This is a genomic window from Noviherbaspirillum sp. ST9 (assembly GCF_048799745.1).
Lineage (GTDB): Bacteria > Pseudomonadota > Gammaproteobacteria > Burkholderiales > Burkholderiaceae_D > Noviherbaspirillum.
In genome coordinates this window covers 49912-69343 of sequence record NZ_JBLWFR010000006.1, presented here as the reverse complement: position 1 = coordinate 69343, position 19432 = coordinate 49912, and the positions used below count along the sequence as shown (strand labels likewise).

The 19432-nt window shown below is 62.8% G+C and carries 18 protein-coding genes and 1 pseudogene; 8 read left to right on the top strand and 11 right to left on the bottom strand.

Going from position 1 to position 19432, the window contains the following annotated elements:
- Positions 1 to 134 precede the first annotated feature (134 nt).
- The gene (locus ACNOHI_RS14720) at positions 135 to 932 is read left to right on the top strand and encodes an SRPBCC family protein (RefSeq protein ID WP_420475430.1); all 798 of its coding nucleotides are present in this window, start codon (positions 135 to 137) and stop codon (positions 930 to 932) included.
- Positions 933 to 995: 63 nt separating this feature from the next.
- Entirely contained in the window at positions 996 to 1940 is a 945-nt protein-coding gene (locus ACNOHI_RS14715) for an MYG1 family protein (RefSeq protein WP_420475429.1), read from the top strand.
- On the opposite strand, the gene ACNOHI_RS14710 is transcribed toward ACNOHI_RS14715, so the two are convergent.
- Both ACNOHI_RS14710 and ACNOHI_RS14705 read right to left on the bottom strand, forming a co-directional pair.
- The gene (locus ACNOHI_RS14710; RefSeq protein WP_420475784.1) at positions 1931 to 2158 is read right to left on the bottom strand and encodes a DUF3820 family protein; all 228 of its coding nucleotides are present in this window, start codon (positions 2156 to 2158) and stop codon (positions 1931 to 1933) included. The genes ACNOHI_RS14715 and ACNOHI_RS14710 overlap by 10 nt on opposite strands.
- A 5-nt stretch (positions 2159 to 2163) precedes the next feature.
- Positions 2164 to 2745 (bottom strand): DUF2242 domain-containing protein, encoded by a 582-nt coding sequence (locus tag ACNOHI_RS14705; protein ID WP_420475428.1) that lies wholly within the window; start codon positions 2743 to 2745, stop codon positions 2164 to 2166.
- A gap of 112 nt (positions 2746 to 2857) precedes the next feature.
- Here ACNOHI_RS14705 and ACNOHI_RS14700 point away from each other — a divergent pair, with 112 nt between their 5' ends.
- Positions 2858 to 3046 (top strand): hypothetical protein, encoded by a 189-nt coding sequence (locus tag ACNOHI_RS14700; RefSeq protein ID WP_420475427.1) that lies wholly within the window; start codon positions 2858 to 2860, stop codon positions 3044 to 3046.
- A 69-nt stretch (positions 3047 to 3115) separates the two neighbouring features.
- Here ACNOHI_RS14700 and ACNOHI_RS14695 read toward each other — a convergent pair whose 3' ends face one another.
- Both ACNOHI_RS14695 and ACNOHI_RS14690 read right to left on the bottom strand, forming a co-directional pair.
- Positions 3116 to 3562, bottom strand: a complete 447-nt coding sequence (locus ACNOHI_RS14695; RefSeq protein ID WP_420475426.1) for a DUF2798 domain-containing protein — start codon at positions 3560 to 3562, stop codon at positions 3116 to 3118.
- Between the two features lie 32 nt (positions 3563 to 3594).
- A complete protein-coding gene (locus ACNOHI_RS14690; protein ID WP_420475425.1) occupies positions 3595 to 3891 on the bottom strand; it encodes a hypothetical protein in 297 nt (98 codons plus the stop codon).
- A 169-nt stretch (positions 3892 to 4060) separates the two neighbouring features.
- Here ACNOHI_RS14690 and ACNOHI_RS14685 point away from each other — a divergent pair, with 169 nt between their 5' ends.
- Positions 4061 to 5023 carry a LysR family transcriptional regulator gene (locus ACNOHI_RS14685; RefSeq protein ID WP_420475424.1) on the top strand — a complete coding sequence of 321 codons (963 nt, stop codon included), beginning with the start codon at positions 4061 to 4063 and terminating at the stop codon, positions 5021 to 5023.
- Between the two features lie 5 nt (positions 5024 to 5028).
- On the opposite strand, the pseudogene ACNOHI_RS14680 reads toward ACNOHI_RS14685, so the two are convergent.
- From ACNOHI_RS14680 to ACNOHI_RS14670, 3 genes and pseudogenes are all read right to left on the bottom strand, one after another.
- Positions 5029 to 5601, bottom strand: a pseudogene (locus ACNOHI_RS14680) (alkaline phosphatase PhoX); the annotation flags it as partial.
- A 261-nt stretch (positions 5602 to 5862) separates the two neighbouring features.
- Positions 5863 to 8064, bottom strand: coding sequence for an ATP-binding protein (locus ACNOHI_RS14675; RefSeq protein WP_420475423.1), 2202 nt, complete (start codon positions 8062 to 8064; stop codon positions 5863 to 5865).
- A 124-nt stretch (positions 8065 to 8188) separates the two neighbouring features.
- Entirely contained in the window at positions 8189 to 10657 is a 2469-nt protein-coding gene (locus tag ACNOHI_RS14670; RefSeq protein WP_420475422.1) for an EAL and GGDEF domain-containing protein, read from the bottom strand.
- Between the two features lie 217 nt (positions 10658 to 10874).
- On the opposite strand from ACNOHI_RS14670, the gene ACNOHI_RS14665 reads away from it, so the two are divergent.
- Both ACNOHI_RS14665 and ACNOHI_RS14660 read left to right on the top strand, forming a co-directional pair.
- Positions 10875 to 11336 (top strand): universal stress protein, encoded by a 462-nt coding sequence (locus ACNOHI_RS14665; RefSeq protein WP_420475421.1) that lies wholly within the window; start codon positions 10875 to 10877, stop codon positions 11334 to 11336.
- 27 nt (positions 11337 to 11363) lie between these two features.
- Complete coding sequence (locus ACNOHI_RS14660) at positions 11364 to 12215, top strand: universal stress protein (protein WP_420475420.1); 852 nt, start codon at positions 11364 to 11366, stop codon at positions 12213 to 12215.
- On the opposite strand, the gene ACNOHI_RS14655 is transcribed toward ACNOHI_RS14660, so the two are convergent.
- Positions 12216 to 12506 carry a DUF1272 domain-containing protein gene (locus ACNOHI_RS14655; RefSeq protein ID WP_420475419.1) on the bottom strand — a complete coding sequence of 97 codons (291 nt, stop codon included), beginning with the start codon at positions 12504 to 12506 and terminating at the stop codon, positions 12216 to 12218.
- A 12-nt stretch (positions 12507 to 12518) separates the two neighbouring features.
- Positions 12519 to 13196 carry a DJ-1/PfpI family protein gene (locus ACNOHI_RS14650; RefSeq protein ID WP_420475418.1) on the bottom strand — a complete coding sequence of 226 codons (678 nt, stop codon included), beginning with the start codon at positions 13194 to 13196 and terminating at the stop codon, positions 12519 to 12521.
- 84 nt (positions 13197 to 13280) lie between these two features.
- Here ACNOHI_RS14650 and ACNOHI_RS14645 point away from each other — a divergent pair, with 84 nt between their 5' ends.
- Positions 13281 to 14243 (top strand): GlxA family transcriptional regulator, encoded by a 963-nt coding sequence (locus ACNOHI_RS14645; RefSeq protein WP_420475417.1) that lies wholly within the window; start codon positions 13281 to 13283, stop codon positions 14241 to 14243.
- Here ACNOHI_RS14645 and ACNOHI_RS14640 read toward each other — a convergent pair.
- Both ACNOHI_RS14640 and ACNOHI_RS14635 read right to left on the bottom strand, forming a co-directional pair.
- Positions 14218 to 15624 (bottom strand): hypothetical protein, encoded by a 1407-nt coding sequence (locus ACNOHI_RS14640; protein ID WP_420475416.1) that lies wholly within the window; start codon positions 15622 to 15624, stop codon positions 14218 to 14220. The genes ACNOHI_RS14645 and ACNOHI_RS14640 overlap by 26 nt on opposite strands.
- A 62-nt stretch (positions 15625 to 15686) precedes the next feature.
- On the bottom strand, positions 15687 to 16697 hold the full coding sequence (locus ACNOHI_RS14635; RefSeq protein ID WP_420475415.1) for a carboxypeptidase-like regulatory domain-containing protein: 1011 nt from the start codon (positions 16695 to 16697) through the stop codon (positions 15687 to 15689).
- A 191-nt stretch (positions 16698 to 16888) separates the two neighbouring features.
- Here ACNOHI_RS14635 and ACNOHI_RS14630 point away from each other — a divergent pair, with 191 nt between their 5' ends.
- Entirely contained in the window at positions 16889 to 19432 is a 2544-nt protein-coding gene (locus tag ACNOHI_RS14630; protein WP_420475414.1) for a type VI secretion system Vgr family protein, read from the top strand.

Here is a 19432-nt window from a genome sequence, read left to right as displayed (position 1 = left end):
AGCCGCCTGCGGTGTTGCGGCTCCTTGCCGTAGCACCACTACGGCGCGTCACCGCGCCTAGCATCCGACTTGTTCCTGGGGCTGCGCGCCCCCTGAAATGACTCATAACAGGCTCTCAAAGACGGAGGTTCATCATGGCAAGAATCCAGCAATCGATCGATGTCGGCGTGCCGGTGCACGTCGTCTACAACCAGCTCACGCAGTTCGAGGATTACCCGCGCTTCATGCAGGATGTCGAAACCGTGCACCAGCTCGACGACACCCACCTGCACTGGTCGGCGAAGATGTCCTACCAGCCGCTGGAGTGGGACTCTGAAATCGTCGAACAGATCCCCGACCGCTGCATCGCGTGGCGCAATGACGGCGGCCCGATGCAGACGGGCAAGGTCGAGCTGCAACCGGTCGGCGACGACAAGGCGCGCGTGATCATGACGGTGGAGTGCGACCCTGCACTAGTGCCGTCGGAGCGCAGCGGGAACCCGGAGGAAATGGTCGCGCTGCGCATCGAGGACGACCTTGCGCGCCTGAAGCAGTTCATCGAAGAGCGCGGTTCGGAAACCGGTGCATGGCGCGGTGAAGTGCATGGCGGGCAGGTGGCGCAAGGAACGGACGACGGCATCGGGAAGACTGTCGGGCAGACCGCCGCGGAGCAGCGCGAGAGCGCCCGATCCGGTGCATCGACCCAATCCCCGGCCTCGCTGTCCCAAGCGTCGGAAGAGGATGCCGACGATGGCCGCTACTCGGTCGCGGCGGAACAGAGCTTCGACCAGCAATCGAACCAGGCACGGCGCGTCGGGCAGATGCCGCTGGATTTCAGCGCGCCGGTACCTGGCGAAACCGATCCGGTCGAAGCCATGGCCAAGGCAGCGAAGCCTGACGACAAGGAAAACCTCAAGCAGTCGATCGAGCGCTCGGTGCCGCCTTCGGAATAATTCGGTCCGACATGACGGCGCACGGCTTACAATGCCCGCTTTTCGACTTTTCTGCCTGCGCCCATGATCATCGCCACCCACTCCGGAAAATTCCACGCCGACGACGTTTGGGCGGTGGCTGTGCTGGACATCGTTTTCCCCGGTTGCACGCTGTTGCGTACGCGTGACGCGGAGCAGATCCGCGCGGCGGATTTCGCCGTCGACGTCGGCGGCATCTGGGATCCGCAGTCGGGTCGGTTCGACCATCACCAGAAAGGCTTTTCCGGCGCACGCCAATCGGGCGTGGTATATGCCAGCGCCGGCCTGGTATGGCGCACGCACGGCGCGCGCTGCGTGGCGCTGCTGGCGCAACGGCATACCGGACACGCGCTGGCCGATGAGGAAGCCCAGCAGATTGCATGGGCCATCGATGCCGACCTGGTGCAATACCTCGACATGTCCGACACGGGCACGGCGCGCAATGCGCCGGGCGGATACGGGTTGTCGGCCGTCGTGTCCGGCTTCAATCCGACCTGGCTGGACGAGCAGGACGCCGGCAGCGTCGACGCGGCGGAAGCGATGCGTCTGAAGCAGTTCCGCCGCGCGATGGAATTCATCGTCGATGTCCTCGTCAACCAGGTGAAGTACCGCGTGGGCAGCATGCTGGCGCTTGAGCGCGTGCGCAAGGCGCAGGTGCTGGAGGAGGGGCGCCTGCTGTACGTCGACAACGGTGCGCTGCCGTGGACCGCGATCGTGCGCAACGAGATGCCGAAGGTGCTGTTCGTGATCAGCTACGGCATCGCGGACAACCGCTACATGCTGCATACGGTGCCGGCTAATCCGGATACCTTCGAGGCGCGCGCGGACCTGCCGCAGGCGTGGGCGGGACTGCAGGGCGAGGAACTGGCAGCGGTCACGGGCGTGGCCGATGCGGTGTTCTGCCACAACAACCTGTTCATTGCGGCCGCACGTTCATACGACGGCGCGCTGGAGATGGCGCGCCAGGCGCTGGCTGCCGTTCAGCGATAGACGCGCGGTTTGTGGCGCAAGGGATCGAGCAGGGACGTCAGTCCGTTGTGGTCCAGCTCCTGCATCAGCGCGATGAGACGTCCGATTTCGCCGGGCGGAAAGCCTTCACGCGCAAACCAGTTCAGGTAGTGCCCAGGCAGGTCGGCGATCAGGCGGCCCTTGTATTTGCCGAAGGGCATTTCTCGCGTGACGAGCAATTCCAGCAGGGCAGGATCAATCGGGTTCACTGATCGCTCATGCTGTTGGCGGTGCTCTCTTCCTCGGGCACGGCGGAGTCGTCGAAGTAGCGTTCAACGAGGGCGAAGAAGCGTTCGTAGAACAGTTTGTTGGCGATGGTTTCGCTGGCTACCCGCACCAGGGATTCGTCACTCATTCCGAAGGGCACCGAGAGCGAGCCGAGGGCCGGCACGCCGAGGCTGGCGGAGGTGCTGCTCTTCCTGAGCGAATAGCGGTCGCGCACGGCGTTGGCGAAGGCAGTCGTACTGTTGCTGCCCTTGCTGTCGGGCGCGCAGACGACGTGGAATTCGATCTGCACGTGCACGTCCGCGCCCGGCTGGAAATTCTTGCGGCCGCGGATCAGCGCCGGACTCGCTTCATTGATGACATACCCCTGGCTCAACAGCGCGCGCCGTGCCGCCTCGCAGGTCGCCCTGTCCGTCCCCGGAAAACTGTGCGCATGGACGTCCGTGGAAGCGAAGTCTTCCTGGATCGTCACCTTCTGGTTGGACGCCATGGTCGAGCACGCGGCAAGACCGGCGACGGCAAAAAGCATGGCAAGTTTGTTGAGCGGACGCAGGGTCTGCATGTATGACACCTCCTGAAGAGTGTGTATCTTAGAGCCTATCGCTTGCGGAAACATCCCTTTTGACCAATTTCGGAGGAACGGTTTGTCCGCGGGCATCCGGAGAAATGCGCACATGACGGAACATCATTACAAGGACCGGAAGATCGAGGTGCATACCGAACGCGTCGGGTCACGCTGGGACTGGTGGTTCGTGCTGGATGACCGGCCGCCGCGCCACAACGCCGAGCAGTACGCTGCGAGCGAAAGCGCGGCGCTGGCGGAGGCACTGGAAACCGCTCGCCGTCTCATCGACACGGCGTAAAAAAGCCCCGCGAGCGTTTGCTGGCGGGGCTAATCCTTCCTTAGGAGGGAGGAGGAGACAACAGTTCGGTTACACGGCACTAAAATCGTGCGTCGGCTTCAGGCCGCGCAAAACAGCGTATCGATTGCGGCGCGTAACGCGTCGCGACGCATCCGCGATGTCGCCGAATGCGAGGCCGGGATGGCGCGGCTGCATGCGGGCCGGCGCGGAAATCGCGGCAGCGAGCCTCAACACCGCAGGGCCGGTCAGGTAAGCGACCGGGAAGGCGATCGGCCAGGCGGTCAGCCAGCTTTCCATCCAGCGTGCGACGAAACCATCCACCACCGCGCCCGAAGTCACATGCATTACCGCAGTGACGACCAGTGTCATCAGCCCGCTGAACAACAGGGCCGGCAGCATCGACGCCAGGCTGCGCGAGCGCCGCAGGCGGTGCACCAACTGGCCGAACACGCTATCCGCCGGACGGCGGTAAGCGTACGAACGCGTTGCGATGGTCGGGTGCGCAAAAGTGGTCATGTTTGGCTCTCGATGCCCGATTTAGTTCACACTTAGTGGCGCGAAGCGATGGCGCGCAGTTCGTTGGCCAGGCTCGGCTGGACGCCGTCGAATTCGCGGGCCATGCGGTTGAGCATCAGCACGCTTTGCAGCATGCTGCGCTGGGAACGTTCTTCCAGCGACTTGCGCGGCTTGACGACCAGCAGGGCTGCGCGCAGCAGGCCGACCAGCAGGGGCTTGAAGACCACCATCAGGGCGGCAAGAACGCCCAGGCCCAGCAGAGGACGGGCAACGGCCAACGCATTGGCGGCGATGGCTTCAGCGGGGAATGCGAGGGAAAGAACCGACATGTTTTGCTCCTAGGCAATGTTGCACTGCACTAACGTTACTCTTTGTTGCATCGCAGTATAGGCAGGGCTCAGTTATATAACCAATTTCCTTTTGGCATATCAGCTATAATCCCTGTGAATACCAGAGAAAGATTTTTCTTTTTATTAATCAATGCATTAGGGCAAAAGTATGAGTTTTCTCACACTGGACTTGAACCTGCTCCGCGTCTTTGATGCCGTCATGACGGAGCAGAACCTGACGCGTGCGGCCAACCGCCTGGCCATGACCCAGCCCGCCGTATCGAACGCCCTGCGCCGCCTGCGCGACTCCCTCGGGGACGAACTGCTGATCCGCACCGCCCATGGCGTCAAACCCACGCCGCGCGCCGAAAACCTCTGGCCGGCGGTACGGCAGGCGCTTTCCGCCCTGGAAGAAGCGATTGCGCCCGAACAGAACTTCGATATTGCCAACGCTCACAATACTTTCAGATTGGCAATGGCAGATGCGACAGCGGCGCTGTGGTTGCCTGCGCTGGTCCGTTCCATTGAACGGGAAGCGCCCAAGCTGACGATCCGCATGGTCCCGCTGACGACGCGCGAACCGCGCCCGATGTTGCTTCGTGGCGACATCGACCTCGCCGTGGGCTTTTTCCCCGGCGTGACGGCACAGCTGGCGGGCGGGCAGGGCACCTCGGTCTCGCCCATCCGGCATGAACAGCTGTATTCAGGACGTTATGTGTGCGTGATGCGCAAGGACCATCCGCTGGCGAACGAAGATTTGACGGTCGATAGCTACTGCGACGCGAACCACCTGCTGGTGAGCTTCTCCGGCCGCGCGCATGGCCTGGTGGACGAGGCGCTGGCCAAGATCGGTCGCGAACGGCGCATCCTGCTGACGGTGAACCAGTTCTTTACCGCCGGCCGTGTCGTGGCAACCTCCGATCTGATTACCGTGCTGCCGCGCCACCTGATTGCTTCTACGGGTATTACCGGGGCGCTGATTACCAAGGAACTGCCGTTTGATTTGCCGAACGTGCATGTGGACATGCTGTGGCATGAAAGGGATACGCGGAGTCCCGCGCACAAGTGGTTGCGCGGGCATTTGAGCGGGACGACGAGTGAGGCGTTTGCCAAAGGGGGGATTGTTCGCTGAGGCGATTATCCCTGCGGTGACCCGATGCATCGGGCCACCGCGGAAAGCCTTACGCCGTCCGGCCAATGGCTCCCGAACGAAGCCGGATCGCCAAACACCGGCGCCGTGTCCTCCCCCGGATGCTGGATATTTACAAACAGCGCCTTCCCATCCTGCGTCTCGGCAATGCCGGTGATCTCGCACTCTTTTGGCCCGACAAGGAAGCGCCGCAAGTTGGTTTCGCCCAATGATGCGCCCACATAGGTTTCCATTGCCTTGCTCGCAGCGCCATCGACATTGTTGATGGTCTTCTTCACCCCATCGCCCACCTTGCCCGCCACCGCAGCCAGCAGCATGCAGTTGGTCACGTCGGTATAGGCACCGTCATCCGTTTCGATCCACAGTAGCCCGGTACTCGGCGAAAACCACAACCCGTCCGGGCTGGAGAAATCATTCGCCGCCGTCTGGTTGGAGACATTGATGTTGCTCGCATCGGCCGTGGATCGTGCTCTGAACAGGAACACATCCCACTTGAACCCGGTGGCCGTCACATCGCCGTTGTTCTCCGCCCAGCGGATGATATGCCCGTTGGAATTGCCCTTCTGCGCGGTGCCGGCACTGCCCTTCGGATCGTCTTAGAAGCGCGGGTTGGCGGCATCGGCCGCGATGCGCGTGTTGACCAGCACGTCGGCCTGGTCTTGACCGGCCCTTCTCCCTGGACGTCGACTTCAACCTCGTCGCCGTCTCGCACGATGACGATGTCGATTCCGGAAAAATGAAGAAACCTGTCCACGGGCGGGATGCTACGTGGCAGGCATGACCGCTGAATGACAGAAAGATGAAGCTTTGATGACAGGAAGTCAGCGTGACCCGAGCGCGTCGAGCAGGGCGTCCACGGCCTGCGGAACTTCGTAGGGTTTGGCGAGCGTGCGCACGTCGGGAAGCTGCACGCGCTGTTCGGTATAACCGGTAGCGAGCACGACGCGCACGGCGGGGAAACGGGTGCGCGCCTGCTGCGCCAGCTCGATGCCATTGAGGTTGCCGGGCATGACGATGTCGGTGAACAGGAGGTCGATCTGCTCGCCGTTATCGAGCATGCGCAATGCCTGTTCTCCATCGGCCGCACACAGCACGCGGAAACCCGCTTCCTGCAGGGCCGCCGGCACGACGTCGCGTACCAGCGGATCGTCTTCCACGAACAGCACGGTTTCGCGCCCGGCCTTGCGCTCGGGCAGCCGGCTATCCTGGCGCGGCGTGTCTACGGACCGGTCGGCGCGCGGCAGATAGAGCACGGCCTGCGTGCCTTCGCCCGGTCGGCTGCGGAGGATGAGCGTGCCGCCGTTCTGGCGTGCGAAACCGTAGGCTTGTGGCAGTCCCATGCCCGATCCCTTGCCCACGCGCTTGGTCGTGAAGAAGGGATCGAGGGCCTTGGCCAGGACCTCGGACGACATGCCCTCGCCGTTGTCCGCCACGGTCAGCCGGAGGTAATCGCCGGGAGCGAGTTCGCCCGCCTGCATGCGGAGCGTTTCATTACGCGCCTGCAGTTGCAGGACGCCGCCCTCCGGCATCGCATCGCGCGCGTTGATGGTCAGGTTCAGCAGCGCCAGTTCGAGCTGCAGCGGATCGACAGTGACGGGCCAGAGCTGCAACGGCACATCGAACTGGAAATCAATGTCGGCACGCAAGCCGCTGCGCAGCAGCGACGCCATTTCCATCAATTGCCGGTTCGGATCGATCGTCTCCAGCCGCGCGTCCTGCACCCGTCCAAACACGGCAAGCTGACGTGTCAGTTCAGACGCGCGCTGCACCGCACGCTTGCAGGACTCCAGGGAGGAGACCGCCAGCGGTTCCGTCGTGCGCAGGCGGGCCAGCTCGAGGCCCGTGGTGACGGTTTGCAGCACATTGTTGAAATCATGGGCAATGCCGCCGGTGAGCCGTCCCAGCGCTTCCAGTTTCTGTGCCTGCAAAAGCGCGCGCTGCGAGCGTTCGGCGGAAGCCACGGCCTCGGCGACACGCTGTTCCAGGCTGGCGCGCGCATTGCGGATATCCTCGCCCGCCTTGGCAATGGCCTCGTTGACCGCGTCGATTTCCAGCGTGCCGGTGTGTTCATGCTCGATATGCTCTCCGCGTCCGAGCCGTTCGGCCGCCCGGCGCAGCAGCTCCACGGATCGTGCGGTACGCCGCGCGACGGCAATGGCGGCAAGCGCAGTCAGTGCGATCACGAACAATGAAATGCCCGCCATCAGCAGGGCGGCATCCTCGGCCGGCTGCTTGAGCACGCTGCTGGGCACGCTGACGAAGAACGTCCAGCCCGACGTTGGTGCACGGCTGAAGAACGCCGTTGCCGGCACGCCCGAGAGGGTGCGGCCCTCATGGAATCCCTCGCCGGTGCGCAGCGCGGCGGCGAAATCTCCGCGCACCTGCTTGCCCACGTACGTCTCCGGTTCCTTGCTGCGGGCGAGCAGGACGCCGTCGCGATCCACGATCCCGGCATGCCACTCCCGCGGAAGGCGCTGCTCGCTGAAGACCGTTTGCAACTCCTTCACGGTCGACCCCATCATCAGGTAATACACCACCTTTCCGTCGCGCTTGACGGGCACCTGCACGCCGAAACTGGGCCCATTTCCGCTCGGCGCCATATACAGGTTGGTGATGAGCGTGACGTCGGGCGGATGCCGGCTGCGCAGCTCGCGGGCAACCGGCAGCAGCTTCGGCAAGGGGGTGCCGTAGGGCAGGCGGGTGTTAATGATCTGGTCGACGCCGTTGATGTGGTGCAGGATGATGGCCGCGTCGCCCTGCGCAAGCGCCTGCGCGTAGCGGTAGAAGGCCTCGAAATCGCCCCGGTCCAGCGTGGGCGATGCGGCCAGCGTCTGCAGCAATGCCTCCCTCCTGGCCACCTCCTTGTCGATCACCAGCGCCAGCGCGCGTACCGTTTCGCGCATGTTCTCGCGGTGAAAGGCGCGCTCTTCCTTGTACATGTAGACGATGCCGAAAGCCGCCACAAGGAAGGCGGGAACCAGGACAGCGAGAACCAGCAACAGCAGGCGAGTTCGAATGCGCATGGAATGTTGTTGTCGTTGCCGCCGATCCGGCAACGGAGAAGTGGATGTCAGAAGGAAACCATTGCAGGCGAACGTCGTCAAGCGGATTCTTCACGCGCTGACAAGTTCGTGCGAATACGCAAACTCAGTGCATCGCATGCCGCTCCGGCTGGGCCGCATGAAACCAGTGGACGAACTCGTCCGCCGTCAGCGGGCCGCTGAAATAATAGCCTTGCGCCTGGTTGCAGCCATGTCCGCGCAGATAGTCGAAGATGTCTTCCGATTCGATGCCTTCGCCGACGACCTGGAGGTTCAGGGTGCGGCCGAGCGCGAGCACGGTATCGGCAATCACCTGGCTCTTGGCATCGTGGCCGATGCGGCTGACGAAGGACTGGTCGATCTTCAATGCGTCGATCGGCAGGCTGCTCAACAGGCGCACGCTCGAAAATCCGACACCGAAATCGTCGAGTGCAACGCGGATGCCGATGGCGCGGATCTCTTCCAGTGCGGTGATCGTGTCGTTCACGTCTTCCAGCACCGAACTCTCCTTGAGTTCGATCTGCAGGCAGGAAGGATCCATGCCGCTATCCTGGAGGCTGTTGGCCAGGTAGCGGATGAAGGAGCGCTGACGGAACTGCTGGGGTGCGACATTGATGGCGATGTTAATTGCCGGCAGCCCGGCCTGGCGCCACTGCTGGTGCTGGCGGCAGGCTTCCTGCGCAACCCATTCGCCGATGCGGTTGATCAGGCCGGCCGCCTCGGCCACGTGCAGGAACTGCGCCGGCGCCAGCATGGCGCCATCGGGCATGGGAAGGCGCAGCAGTGCTTCCGCGCCGGAGGGGGAAGCGCTGCCGACATCCATCACCGGCTGGTACAGCAGGAGGAATTCGCCGCGCTCGACCGCATCGCGCAGGCGCAGTTCGAGCTGGAGATGCTGGTCCGCGCCCTGGTCGATGGCGGGATTGTAGAAGCGGTAGCGCTTCCGGCCCGCCTTCTTTGCCTCGTACATGGCGGCGTCGGCGCACTTGATCAGGGCGTCGAGGTCGCCGCCATGGCGGGGATAGAGGCTGATCCCGATCGAGGGCGAGAGATGCAGCTGCAGGTCGCCGATATGGTAGGGCTCGCTCAGCTTCTCGACGATATTGCGCGCCACCGTTGCGGGGCCGTGTACGTCATCCGGATGCGGCAACGCTACCACAAACTCGTCACCGCCGAGACGTCCGACGATGTCTTCCTGCCGGGTGCAGTCGCTGAGCCGCTTGGCCACCTGCTTGAGCACCTGGTCGCCGACGCCATGACCGTACGTGTCGTTCACCGGCTTGAAGCGGTCGAGATCGATGAACAGCAGGGCGCCGCTGCTGCGCGTGCGCTGTGCGATGGCGAGCAGATGCTCGCAATACTCGAACAGCAGGGCGCGGTTCGGCAGGCCGGTCAAGGGGTCGCGCTGCGATGCGTGGCGAATGCGCTGTTCGGCCAGCTTGATGTCGGTGATGTCGAGCGTGGTGCCGACGAAGCGCGTGTGCCCATCCTGGTCCACGAGCGATTCGCCGTTGACCTTGAGCCAGCGTTCCGCGCCGTCGCTGAGGCGAAGGATGCGGTATTCGGTAAAGAAGCGGCCGGTGCTGCCGGGCACGGTGAACTTGCGCGCGGTCCGGTCGACGCGCTCCCGGTCGTCCGGATGAATGCAGGAAATGAACAGGTCGTAGTTGACCGGACGGTCCTGCGGCACGCCATAGGTGCGGCGGTTGGTTTCATCCCAGAGCAGTTCTCCGGTTTCCGTGTAGAACTCCCACAAGCCGAGGTTGGTCAGCTCCGCCGCCAGCCGCACGGTTTCCTGGCTTCGCCGCAAGGCATCGCCGGCGTGACGGATGTCATCGATGTCGGTGGAGCAGCCGTACCACGCGAGCACGTTTCCCTCGGCATCCTTCAATGGCACGCCGTGCGCGAGGAACCATCGATAGCTGCCATCGGCGGCCCTGCCGCGATGTTCGATGCGGAAGTCATTCCCGGTATGCAGCGCATGTTCGACAGCCCGGTGCGTGGCTTCCTGGTCGTCGGGATGCACGGGGGACGCATAGTTCTCGCCAAGATCCAGTTGCGGTCCCACATACTGGCGGAACCGGTCGTTGACGTAATTGATCCTGCCGTCCGGCGACATGACCCAGACGAGTTGCGGCATGGAATTGGTGATCAGCCGGAAGCGCTGCTCGCTTTCCGCCAGTGCCTGCTGCGCGCGGATGCGCTCGGTGACATCGCGCATGAAGAAGACCGTGGCTTCCTGTCCGCCTTCGACACGGGCAGGTGTTACGCTGGCGGCCATAGTGACGAAGCTGCCATCCTTGCGGACAAAGGTCTCGACGATTTCGTGCACGCTTTTGCCGTTGGTATACGCGCGATACAAGGGACATGCCTCGCGGGGATAGGGCGTGCCATCGGGACGATGGTGATGGATGAGGTCGTGCAGGCAGGCCCCGGCGAACTCCTCTTCGGAATAGCCGAAGATCTTCACCGCCGCCGGATTGGCGTAACGGACGCAACCGCTTGGGTCATTGACGAAAATAGGATCGACCGCGCTTTCGGCAATCGCGCGGTAGGGTTCGATAGGCGGCAGCACCGCGGTTCCTTGGAATTGTTTCTAGTAACTGGAATTCAATCTTCCGGTTCGACCGATACACCGACACAAGGTTCTTCGAGGAAGTGTTGGGCCGCAGCGCAGGGAGACATGCCGCCGCCCTTTTCCCGGATTGATTGACTGAGATCAACCGGGTGCCGTGCATTTGCTGCAGTGCGTGACTATAGTGGATTCAAGGGAAACCAAGGGGAGCGACACCATGTATACGCGGATACTAGTCCCGACCGACGGGTCCGAGCTGGCCGAATTCGCCGCGCTGGCCGGCGTCGAGTTTGCCGCCATGTGCGATGCGGAAGTTGTCGGACTCCATGTTGCGCCGGAGTACCAGTATCCGGTCAGCGTCGAGATCATTCCGCCGTCCTATCCTACCGAAGAGGAATTCCGCGAGGCGACGCGCAAGACCGGCGACGGTTACCTGGCCGGCCTGTGCAGCGCGGCCGCCGAATCCGGGCTCAAGGTGACGGCCATGACCGTCCATTCGAACAAGCCCGCGCACAAGATTGTCGAGATGGCGCGGGAAATGAACTGCGACCTGATCTTTATCGGATCCCACGGGCGCAGCGGCATCGAGCAATTGCTGGTGGGTAGCGTTACATCGAAAGTGCTTTCGCTGTGCGATATCCCGGTGCTGGTTTACCGGAGGAAGAAGGAGAAACACTGACGAGTCACTTCACCGAAGGAGGACGACATGTCATACAAGACCATCATCGTGCATGCGGACAAGTGCCGGCATGCGAAGCAGTACATTGACCTGGCCGCGTCGATCGCCGTGCAGGAAAACGCACATCTGGTCGGCGTCGCGACGACCGGTGTCTCGCGTTACATCTACCAATCCGGCATGATGGACCCGATGGTTCCCCCCGCCTCGAACCATCTCGCGCATCACCTCGAAGCACTGCGCCAGCGGGCGCGCCACGCGCTGGACGATTTCGAGACCCAGATGCAGAACGCGGACGTGCGATCCTGGGAAAGCGCCATGATCGACGACGAGGCCGGCGCCGGGCTGGCACTGCGCGGCCGCTACAGCGACCTGCTGGTGCTGGGCCAGGCCAACCCGGATGAACCATCGCCGGTGGTGCTGCCCGACTTCCCGGAATACGTCGTGCTCAATGCGGGACGTCCGGTGCTGGTTGTTCCGCACGCCGGCCGCTTCGAAGGCATCGGAAAACGGGTGCTGGTGGCATGGGACGCCGGGGTGAGTGCGACACGCGCGGTCGTCAACGCGATCCCGATGTTGCGGCGGGCGGATATCGTCGAGGTGGCGGTGTTCAATGCCGAGGAAAGAGGCGACGCCCACGGCGATGTGCCGGGCGCCGATATCGCCCTCTACCTCGCACGCCATGGCGTCAAGGTGAACGTGATCCGGCAGAAGACGCGCATCGATGTCGGCAATTCCCTGCTGTCGCTCGCGGCAGACCTCGGTTCCGACATGCTGGTGACCGGCTGCTACGGGCACTCGCGCTTCCGCGAAATCATGCTGGGCGGCGTCACCCGCACGCTGCTGGAGTCGATGACGCTGCCGGTGCTGATGTCGGCCTGATCATCGCTGGTGCGGCGGGATGTCCCGGAATCCCGCCGCGAACGCTGCGTGCTTTTCCCGATCCACCGGCTTGTACACGACCTTGCCGCTTGGCGGATTTTTTGCCAGCTTTGCCTGTGGACGGATGGGACGCGGGGCAAACCCGCCGCCACAGTTCGGGCACACGTTGTCGAGTACCGCGTCCACACAATCGCGGCAGAAGGTGCATTCGAAGCTGCAGATCATCGCTTCGCTCGCGTCCGGCGGAAGCGACTTGTTGCAGTGTTCGCAGCTGGGGCGCAGTTCAAGCATGGTGAAATCCTTTCACACGGGTACGCTGAAAATCTTTTGTTCGGCCAGCACCAGCTTCTCGTGCTGCATTGCGCGCAGGCGGGCCGTGATCTCGCTGCCTGCCTTGTCCGGCGTGCCGCAATCGAAGGGCGGTTGCGGATCGTATTCGAACGCGAGCTGGAGCATCTTCGCCGTCTCTTCCCCCGCCAGTTCCGCCGCCAGCGTCAACCCGAAATCGATGCCCGCCGTAACGCCGCCGCCCGAGATGCGGTTGCGGTCGCGCACCACGCGCTCGGCCACCGGCTCCGCGCCAAAGCGATGCAGGTAATCGCGCCACATCCAGTGGCAGGCGGAACGGTAGCCCTTGAGCAGGCCGGCCGCCCCCAGCAGCAGGGCGCCGTTGCAGACCGACGTCACATAGCGCGCGCCCTCCGCCTGCCGACGGAGGAAGTCCAGCACCTCGGCATCGAGCACCATGTCGCCAACGCCAAATCCGCCCGGTACGCACAGGACGTCGAGCTGCGGACAGTCGGCGAACGACACGGTCGGATTGATGGTGAAGCGGGCATCGGTCTCGACCGGCTCGTACCGCTTCCAGACCAGGTGCGTCTTCGCGCCGGGCACGCGGCTCAGGATCTGTAGCGGCCCGGTCATGTCGAGCTGGGTGACGTTGGGAAACAGCAGGAAGCCGATATGGATGGGTGTTGTCATGGGTGTTCCTCGGGGAATGGGATGAAAACGATTCTAGGCCTGTGGCATCTGGCAGAAATGACAGAAAAGCGTTAAATTCTGCCAATGCCCCATACCCTTGCCATCCTCGTTTTCGACGGCGTCCAGATCCTGGATGTCACCGGCCCGGCGTCCGTCTTCGGCGGCGCCAACGATTGCTGCGGTCGCACTTTCTACGACGTCCATATCGTGTCGGCCCGGGGCGGCACGGTCAGCAGCAGTTGCGCGGTGCAGCTCGCCACCCGCGCGCTGCGCACACTGCCGCCGGAGAGCGTCGATATCCTGCTGATTGCCGGCGGCGACGAACACGTGCTGCGCCGGCTGGCAGGCGACCGCATCATTGCCGACTGGGTCAGGAAGGCAGGCGCCTCGGCCAAGCGCTACGGATCGATCTGTACCGGCGTATTCCTGCTTGCCGAGCTGGGCATGGTGGACGGCCGCCGCGTCGCGACACACTGGTCGGCCTGCAAGGAACTGGAGTCGGATTTCCCCGCCGTGGAGGTGGACGCCGATTCCTTGTACGTCGAGGACGGCGATCTGTGGACCTCGGCCGGCGTGACGACCGGCATCGACATGTGCCTGGCGATGGTGGAACGGGACCTTGGCAGCAAGGCCGCGAACCGCATTGCTGCACGACTGGTTTTGTACGCGCGCCGTCCCGGCTATCAGTCGCAGTTCAGCCCGGTGCTGAAGGCGCAGGCGAAGGCGGGCGCGCCTTTCGGCAAGCTGGTCGACTGGATGGCTGCCAACCTGCAGCAGCCGCTCGATGTGCCGCAGCTCGCGGAGCGGGTGGCAATGTCCGAGCGCAGCTTCTACCGCAAGTTCACGGCGACGATGGGAGAGACGCCCGCGCGCTTCGTCGAAGTTCTGCGGGTGGACCGCGTCCGGCACTTGCTGGAAACTGGCCGCAGCCTGAAAGAGATCGCCGCGCAAACCGGTTTCTCCGGAACGCCGCAATTGACGAAGGCATTTGAGCGGCGCTTTGGAATCACGCCGCAGCTGTTCAGGGAGACGAGAGTCCCGCCTTGATCCGGTCGGCGATTGCCTGGTTGATCGTCGCCAGACCCTGCATCGCCATCCGCCCGGTAGCAGGACCGTCGAGATCCACTTCCGTATCGGTGCGCCTAGTCTTGTTGGCGCCCATCCCTGCAAGGTTGGTCAGGAGGCCCATCGTCCTGCCGACCGCATCCTTGTCCGTATCGTAGCCCCCGACCTCGCGGAAGGACGCAAAGCTGCCGTCGACCACCAGTGGCCCGTTCATGCGCAGGATGTTGGTGTGCGCATGACTCTGCACCAGCAGGGTATCCGGCGCCATGCTGATCGACATCCCTTCGCCGGCGCTGGCGCTCGATCCTCGCTTGATCATGGTCATCCCCGAGCCGGAAGATTCCAGCGCGGCGATGTTGACGGCGACCGAGATCGACAGGGCTTCCAGGTTGCTCTTGCTCCATTCGATGCGCTTGCCGATATTGCCCGCGCCCAATCCCGCAAAGCCGCGCGCGTGGACCTTCGTGCCGGTCGGCGCCATCACCAGGAACTTGCGCTCGGCATGCCCGTAGTTCTTTTCGATGAACACCGGCTTGCCCGGCTTGCTGGCCTCCTCGGTGGCTTCGTAGATCGCGCCGTTCTCGCGCTCGAAGGCTTCCCGGTCTTCCGGCTTGATGCCCGCCGCGGTCAGGCGCGCCTGGAAATCTTCCCAGGCCTTGTCGGTGATCGCCTGGAAGGCAGCGACATCGATTTGCGGCACCGCGTAATTGACCTTGGCCCGAGTCGAACCGTAGTCCCGGCCCGGCAGGTAACTGCCGCGCGTATTGGCGCTGACCTGTCCACCGATGTCGAACAGCACGCGGAATTCGGCGATATAGAAACGCTTCCCCTTCATATCCAACTTGCCTTCGACGAGGCCGTCGACCGGCAGGAGCGTGACCGGCGCGGCGAGCGCCGGCTGGATCGCGGCCACGGTCAGTGGCGAGGGAGCGTGTTGCGCGATCTGCTGGAACTGCTCGGCAGTCAACTGCTTGCCGCCCTGTCCGCCGGGCTGGCATTCCTTTGCAGAACCGAGGCGGACAAGGAAACCCTTGCGCGCCTGGGCCTGGGTGGCCTTTTCCTGCGCATCGGCGTCGGGCGGCGCCTTCTCCCCGGCGGGTTGCTGCGAGGCCTTGCTTACCATCGCACCCAGCGCGCCGAACAATCCGCCGGAACCTGAACCGGCATTCTTCTCCGTCGTCGCCCCCGCCGCAATGAATCCATCCATGGCCTGGGTTTCCTTGGCGATCGCTGCGCAATCCAGTTCAGCGTCGCCAGCCTTGACCCGTTCGATGGCCTGGGCCGCTGCGCAACTGGCACCAATTGCAAGCACTACAGGCAGGACATGCCGGACGAGCCGGCGTGGGGAGTCGGAGCGTTTCATGCTTTTCCTCGCGGGTTGAACGGGTCATGCCATCCACCGGAACGGCATGACCCGATGCCTGCTTATTGCAGGTTCACGGTGAATGCACCGGCGGCGCAGGTGGACGCGTAGGTGTAATTCAAGTTCGCCGCGCCCGCCAATCCACTCTGCCCGGCGAGCGCCTGGCTGACCGATGCGTTGCCCGTACCGCAGGAACCGGCCGCGATGCCGGTGATGCAGTAGTTGATGTTGAGCGGCACCGTGAAGCCTTGCGCTGTGACCGTGCCCTGCACATTGACGCCGCAGGTTCCGGTCCCGCCGCCAGCGCCAGTACCGGTCACATTGAAACCGCTGCTGTCGAAGCTGAAGCTCACCGCGGAACCCGGATTGATCGACGCATAGGCACTGTTGAAGGCGCTGGAGAATGCAGCGAGTTGGTCAGCCGTGAAGGTGGTATTGGTCACGGTGTCCAGCGTCTTGCCCTGCGTCTGCATGTACTTTGAGACGCCGCGCAGCACCTGGCCGTAGGCATCCGTTGTGCCCGTCACGGTCGGCAGCGTGGTCACGATGTTGACGTTGGTGAGCTTGAACTGGGAAGCAATTTTTGCAGCCGATGTATTGAATGCATTCGACGTCACCGCCGCACCGCCGCCGAACGCCGAGCTATACGCCATCGTCGTCAGCGGCGTAACCATGCCGGTCACATTGCTGCCGTTGGCATTGACCACTACCTTCATGGGTGAAGAGAGGTTTGTCGTCGCACCGGTAGCTTCGTCGGTATACGTGCCGCCACTGATCTCCACGATCACGTCGCCGGTGAAGGGTACGTTCAGCGTGTAGGCGCCTACCGCATTGGTCGTGGTCGTCGCGAGTACTGCGCCAGTCGCGGCATTCTTAATGGTGACGGTTGCATTCGCCACCGGCCCCTTCACGGCGGAGCCGGAGATCGTCGTACTGGACGCCTGCGTGCCGGTTCCCGTACTCGTGCCCGAACCGGATGCGGCCGTCGTTGTATCGCTACCGCCGCCCCCGCACGATGCGAGGATGAACGCGGTCGACGCCGCTGCCAATGCTGCCCAGACTGAATTCTTCATTCTTTTTCTCCCTGTTGAAGTTTTACTGTCGCTGTCTCGATGGTCGGCCCCCGGGCACGAAAGTTCAGATTAGACAATTTGTTACAAATAGTAAAGATGCAACTTGGAAATCAAAAAATTGCAAACATTGCATCGAAAATCGTTTTCAGATATTGTCGGCGACACTCAATTTGTTACCACTTTGACAATCAATGTCTCCATTCGACGCGTTAGCCTTCACCCAGTCCGGCCGCCTGTTCACGCTCTCGTTTGCGCCTGGTTCCGGCGTCGAGGACCGCACGCTCTTGCCGCAGGAACTGTCCGGCGATGAAGCGGTTTCCGAAGGCTTCACCTACTCCCTGACCTGCCTGTCGTCCGATGCGCACCTGGAACTGAAGCAGTTCATTGGCTTGCCAGTACGGGTCTCCCTGCTGACCGATGGCGGCGAAGAGCGTGCGTTATGCGGCCTGGTCACCCGTGCCGAATTCGCCGGCTCCGACGGCGGCTTCACCCGCTATGTGCTCACCCTGCAGGATCCCTTCGCCGTCCTGTCCCGCCGCGTCAACAGCCGCGTGTTCCAGGACTTGTCGGTGCTTGAATTTGTCGATGTGCTTCTGCAGGAACACCGCCAGAACAATCCTGTCCTTGCCTCCTGTTTCGACCTCGACGACCGCTGCATGGGCGAACATCCCGCCCAGTCCTGGGTCACCCAATACAACGAGTCCGATACTGCGTTCATTTGCCGCTGGCTCGCGCAGGAGGGGATCAGCTGGTACTTCGAGCATGGCGAGGCCGGCGCGCCGGGAGAGCATCCAAAACTGACGCTGGTGCTGTTCGACGACGTCTCGGTGCTGGAACCGGCCACCGCCGACAAGGTCCGCTTCCACCGCGACGACGGCACCGAGTCCGAAGACAGCATTACCGCTTGGCAGGGCGTACGCACTTTGCAACCCGGCGGCACCGAACGCGCCAGCTACGACTACAAAGCGGTGGTCACCAGTACCCAGCAGGATGGCACCGGCATCGACCAGGGCGAACACGGCGAAAAGCTCGCCAGCACGCTGGAAGACGTGCGTTACGAACCGCACCACAGCGCCAATGATGAGGATGATTACGCGCGCTACGGCAAGCTGCGCATCGGCGCGCATGAATTCGCCAGCAAGACCTTCAACGGCAGCGGCAGCCACCGCGAACTGGCGGTAGGCAGGTATTTCGAACTGGCCGAGCATCCGGTGCACGACCAGGATGCGCCGGAAGACCGGCAATTCACGGTACTGCGTACCCGGCTGTTTGCCCGCAACAACCTGTTGCAGGAAGACAAGGGCAGCGAACCCATATTCCGTACCGACTTCGATGCCACCCGCCGCCATATCCCCATCATCCCTGCATTCAGCACCACCGAACATTCAAAGCCGGTCGCCCCGACACTGCTGACTGCCGTCGTCGTCGGCCCGCCCGGCGAAGAAATCCACGTCAACGAGTATGGCTGCATCAAGGTCAGGATGCCGTTCACCCGCAGCCTTGACCATGCCTTTGCCGAAGGCGCGGGTGCGAGCGGCACGGACAAGGATTCGCTCTGGATCCGAGTTGCGCAACCGTGGACCGGCAACCACTACGGGCAGGTGTGGATTCCGCGCATTGGCGACGAGGTCTTGATCCAGTTCATCAACGGAGACATCGACCGTCCGATTGTCACCGGCTCGGTCTACAACGGCACGCATCGTCCTGCAGCGTTCACCGATGCCGGCACTCTCCCTGGCAACAAGGCGCTCTCTGGCATCAAGAGCAAGATGTATAAGGGACGGGGGCTGAATGAGATCGTGTGGGATGACAGCACGAATGAGCAGCGCATCCGGGTAGCAACGGATCACGGCAAGACGGCGCTTAATCAAGGCTATCTCGTTCATCCACGAAGGGATGGAAAAGGGGAACCGCGAGGCGAGGGTTTCGAGTTGCGCACAGACCAGTACGGCGCGCTTCGTGCAGGTCAGGGCATGCTCATCAGCACCGATGCCAGGAGCAATGAAAGCAGTAGCCACCTGGACAGCAAGGAGCTGGCCAACCAGCTGGCGAGCAACCTGGAGCTGTCCAAAACCTTGTCCGATGCAGCGAAGGATCACAACGCCGATCCGCTGGATGCGAACGAGGAAGCGGAACGGCTGATCAAGGTCGCCGGCAAGACATACACACAGCAAGGCGGAACCGGGCAGAAGGTAGAGGTGCCGGGCTACGAAGAACCGATTCTCGCCTTCTCCAGCCCGGCAGGCATCGTGAATGCAACACCGAAGAGCCATGAAATCGCCGCCGGCGAACACATTCACCTATCGAGCCAACAGGAAACGAACATCGCAGTCGGCAACAAGCTGTCGATGGCGATCAAGGAAGCATGGAGCGTGTTCGTCGCCAAGTCCGGCATCAAGCTCTTCGCTGGCAAGGGCAAGGTGCAGATCCAGGCACAGGATGACGAGATCGAGGCAATTGCAAAGAGGGATATTAGGATCACTTCCGTAATGAACGATATTGACTTCACATCCGCAAAGAGCATTCGCCTGACAGCGGGGGGATGTCAGGTCGAGATCATTAACGGCGCAATCACAATGAAAGCACCGGGCGCAATCAATATCCACGGCAGTGTGAAAAATCTGACGGGTCCGCAGGGCGTTCCTCCGAACCTGCCTATGCTGCCCAGGAGCGTCTGCATCGAATGCCTGAAGAAGAGCGCCGCGAGCGGTGTTCCCTTTACCAAAGTGGCGTAA